Raw genomic sequence first — 4667 nt, forward strand, 5'->3', positions numbered from 1 at the left:
GCACCTTTTTGGTGCAGGTTTTCGGTACGTATTGTTCGGGCGTGTTGGTTACTCGTTATTGCTGTACCGAAACCGGTAGAAATTAGTTTATCCTTCTCAATAGTTCATCCGTGTTAAATTTTCTCATCTCAAAAATACCTCTTAAAGCCCCTAACATAAAGCTTGCAATTGCCACAATAGGAATTATAAATATAATCCAAACAAACTTTAAAGAGTCGCTAGAGAGGCTAAAATCTTTGAGCAAAAATAGATTATCGAAATATAGGCTAGATATAAGTATGAGAATTATTGAAAAAACACAGGAAATTAACGACATTGAAAACGATAGGAAAAAAGACTCAAGTATATAGAATCTCTTTATATCCGACATCGTCCATCCAATAGACCTAAAAAGCCCAATCTCTTCAATTCTTGATTTAATCCAACTTCCTGAAATAAAAATTCCAGCAAATAGCGAAGACAACATTGCTACCATTATTAATACAATAGATGATAAAGATATAGTTGATCTAAATCCAGCCAGTTCCACTCCCGCACCCTGAGCGCTTCGTGCACTAAATCCCATTGCTTCAATATTCTGCTGAACAGATTTAACGTTTTGAATATCATCAATATAAATAAAAATAGAGGAGTAAGGAGATATGCCAGGTAGGGCTCCTACTTTTTGCAAATCATTGAATTGTCCAGAATTTATAAAAACAGTTCCTGTAGGTTCACCCTGTACAGTTTCTGGATCATAAGTACCAATAACATGAAACTCTTCATCTTTACCTGTTGCTGTATCGGCAGTAAGCATGACTGTTGTTCCCAAAGTTATATACTCATTAACCAAATAAGAGTATTCACTTGGGACTAGAATTTCTCCGTAAGAAATAGCTGGTACAGGATTTCCAGATATATCTTTTACTCTACTGTCCTTCTCATTCTGAGGCGCTAACCACCATGGAGATATATCTTTGTTATCTCTCATAAGAGACTTGGGTGGATCTACCCCAAGGTAACCAAGTGAATAAACAAATTCAACATGTTCCATCTTTGAAAACTCATCGGCCGCAGAACTATCTAGGGGCGGCTCATTTTCTCCGCCTAGACCTGCAATTACCTCAATTTGTCTACCACCCAAACCTGTGGATATATCGGTAGATGAATTATAAAATATTGAGTTTGAAATAAAAGTAAAAAAGGATAATAAACAAAGCATAGAAGTCATGACATAGATTGTAAATTTATGCTCATGAAATGTTCTAAAAAGACTTCTAATAATGTAGTGAAGTTTATTCATGGTGATTGAAATCTTGAAGATTGATTATTTTGTTTGATATGTCTTTTAGATTTTCATCGTGGGTTGCTATAACCACGCAATTTCCATTATCAGCATATTCAGTAATAGCTGAAATTAGCTTTTCTGACAATTCTTTATCGAGACCAGTAGTTGGCTCATCAAGTAGGACTAATTTTGGGCTATTTATAAATGCTCTAGCGAAGCAGATTCTCCTTTTTTGCCCACCAGACAGGCGGGGAACTGGCGTTTTTTGGTATTCGTGAATGCGCAGATTATAAATTAAATTTTTCAGAAAGTCATTTTCTTTAAAGTTGCAATAAGATGATATTTCTAGGTTCTCTTCTACCGACATCCAATCGAATAAGTAGTTTGCTTGGTGCATAACTCCAATATTCATTCGTGTATATTTAGATTTATCAAATTCATTCATTTGAGATAAATTTATATTATTTAATGAAACAAATCCACTATCTGGGTCCATAAGACCACTCATAATATTGATAAGTGTTGATTTTCCACCTCCAGAAGGAGATTGTAAAGCAACCACATCCCCAGAGTTCACATTTAAGTTAAATTTTTCTATAACCTTTTTGTCTTGAAAAGATTTACTTATATTCTCACATTTAAACATTTTACCCCCACAGGCCACTTAAGTAATATGCAGTTGTTGCCTCTAAGTCACATGATTTATTTGGAAATTCAGATTTTACTAAGCGATCTGATCCTTCGCATCCTACTGCAGAATTTACAGAAGATAAGAACTGTCGTTCCTCTTCAGTTTCTATTTGATGGTTAAAAACATTACGCGCTGCTGCTGCCCATAGAATTAACGAAGTATCTGATTCACTATTTTTGACATCTTCAAATGGGTCAAATCCTTTTTCTCTAGATATATCAACCCATTCTTGGTAATTTTCTATAGCCCAACTATAAGAAATAATTTTATAGAATATTTTTTTTGTTTCTTTATCATTTGATACTTCTTTGGGGGTCTCTATGAATATTGATTTTGAATTAGGGTCCAACGTTTTTGCTGCATCTGCGGCTATAATACATTGCTCCGCATAATCAAAAGGGCAGCTTCCGGAAATGCTGTTGTAGGAATCTAGAGCTATTCTAATATCCTGCTCATTTAGAATCCCTAGGTAATTTAGGATAACAGCTTGCATTAGATTAGCACTTACTTTGTTGTAAATAGAAAAACCTTCTGCAAGATTAACAGATTCCTGTATCGACGCCAAACTATTTTCTTTTATTATCTGTTCTGTGTCTTCTTCCAACAAACGTGATGCTAAATAAGTATCACTTAATTTTCCTATTTTCTTAACAGGTAATCTAACGAACCCATCAGGGTCTAGATAAACCTTATTTTTATCGACCCATCTTTTCAAACCAGGGCTATCTTTCCCTGAGATGAAAGATATTCTTGCAATCTGGTAAGCGTCTAAGGCATCTTCAACATCTAAATCTAGTGCTCTATTGATGGTATCTGGAATTAGATTTACTGAACTATCAATTTCTGAAATTTCGAGCAGGGCACGCAACTCCATTAATGAGTAAGTATCTTTTATATCACTTGGAGTATCGCTAACTTTTAGCTTATCGCATCTATTATATTCACTTGGTGAAAAAGTAGCTGATAGGCAAAGCCAGTAATTCCAATTAGAAGGCGGGTATTTTTGTATAAAAACAGACAGAGCCTCATCAATACTTTCTTTTTTTATGCTGTAGTATTTCTCTTTATCTTTAATTTTTAGCTCAGCGATTCCGTAAAGAAAAACTTGGGGGTCATAGCTCTGATCTTCCTTAGAAACTTCTGCACATGGGATTTTTTCTTCTATATCACGCATATCATCTGGCGATATTATATCTAAAAGATTATTGTAAACTTGTTGGGCGGGAAAATTTTCTCCGTATAGGGAACATATTTCATCAGATAATTCTTGGGAAATATCTGATCTATTTTTAGAGTACCCAGTTGTATGCATGATACTACTTGCCAAGGTATCGATATATCTCTCATCCGTATTTGAAAAAGATATTAAACCGTTGTCTGCAATCTTAGCTGAGAGAGATTCTACTAGCTTATCGTTTGAAAATTTTCCTGTATTCGAGTTTCCTGATTCATTTTTCCCAGATATTACAGAGATTAAAATAAAAAAACAGTCACAAATATAACAAATGCAACTGTTTTTTTATGTGAATTAAATTTATCCATTTTAACTAGTTGAAGCTGCTACTGTCCGAACTACACCATTGTAATTACCGGTTCCATTAACCCGCATTCCTAGAGCAATGGTATTCCAAGCCAAGCAGACATTACCAGATAAATATGATCCAGATCTGTTGAAGTTGGTTAGAGTGCTACTCGTTGTTCCATCGCCATTATCGATTGATAGACCCCATACTGAGCCATACAAACTTAATATTGGGTAAGCAGTGGTTTGGTTTTTTACGCTGGAAAGAGTTCTGTTTGAAATAACAGAAGTAGCGTAGCCACCGCATCTATTGATGCCTGCGCTGGATACATTGTCTACCCATACGTTAGCCGTCAGGTTTACTCCACCACCAAAACCTACTGTATTAGATGCGCTGATTGCTGATGCGGCTGGCGTAGCCCCTAATAACATAAGCGCTACGCACGCTGTAGTTAACATGAGCCTGATTTTCATAGCTTCTCCTCTAGAGGAAGTGAAATTTATTATGATATAAAACATGCTAATACTAGTAGTAGGTCATGTCTACTGTTTTGTGTAGAAATTATGGATCCGATGGATTTGCACGAGACTTATTCGAAGGAATCGACACCAGCACCCCGGTAGGAAAAATGATGTTCCACATCATCGCTTCACTGGCCGAGATAGAATCCAGCCTAATCTCAGAGCGTACCCAGGCAGGACTTGCCGCCATGAAAGCAAAGAACGGAGGAAAGAAAGGGGCCGGGCCTGGCAGTCCTGCAAAGTTATCTGCTGCGCAGAGGGTCCAGTTGGTGCGGATGCGTTCGGAGATTACCCCGCAGACTGGGTGGGTATGGAGTCTACGGGAGCTGGCTTCCTTTTTTTGGGGTGGGAGTATCCACCGTAGTCCGTGCATTAGAAGACTCTATTGAGAGAAACGCGCACGGGAAATGGCTAAAGCATCGCTACCCTATAAACCCTGCTAGAAACGACTGAAGCACAAAGAAAACAGCAACCAGCACACTATACATAATCTTGCGCTGCATCTTAGCCGCCTACTTCCTACGCCGAGCAAGAGAAACAGCAAAATTACTCAGCACAAGAGCTCTATCCCTCTCCAAGTTCTGAGAATGATATGTACGTGGTTTAGTTCCGACAATTATAAGACCACTAAAGCACCATCAACCACCTCCTGCGGAGTCCGATAA

At 37.4% G+C, this 4667-nt stretch carries 4 protein-coding genes; 1 reads left to right on the top strand and 3 read right to left on the bottom strand.

Features of this window, described 5'->3' with window-relative positions:
- Positions 1-82 precede the first annotated feature (82 nt).
- From ACED87_RS09260 to ACED87_RS09270, 3 genes are read right to left on the bottom strand one after another with little or no spacing between them, the layout of a single operon-like run.
- Positions 83-1282, bottom strand: coding sequence for an ABC transporter permease (locus tag ACED87_RS09260; RefSeq protein ID WP_449090004.1), 1200 nt, complete (start codon positions 1280-1282; stop codon positions 83-85).
- Positions 1275-1913: an ABC transporter ATP-binding protein gene (locus ACED87_RS09265; RefSeq protein WP_449090005.1), complete on the bottom strand. Its 639-nt coding sequence runs from the start codon at positions 1911-1913 to the stop codon at positions 1275-1277. Before ACED87_RS09265 ends, ACED87_RS09260 begins: the two co-directional genes overlap by 8 nt.
- A 1-nt stretch (position 1914) precedes the next feature.
- Complete coding sequence (locus tag ACED87_RS09270) at positions 1915-3270, bottom strand: hypothetical protein (RefSeq protein WP_449090006.1); 1356 nt, start codon at positions 3268-3270, stop codon at positions 1915-1917.
- A 749-nt stretch (positions 3271-4019) separates the two neighbouring features.
- Between ACED87_RS09270 and ACED87_RS09275 the strand changes: the two genes are divergently transcribed.
- Positions 4020-4391 (top strand): recombinase family protein, encoded by a 372-nt coding sequence (locus ACED87_RS09275; RefSeq protein ID WP_449090007.1) that lies wholly within the window; start codon positions 4020-4022, stop codon positions 4389-4391.
- The last annotated feature ends 276 nt before the right edge of the window (positions 4392-4667 follow it).

The organism is Rothia sp. 32237D007AR (assembly GCF_053544675.1).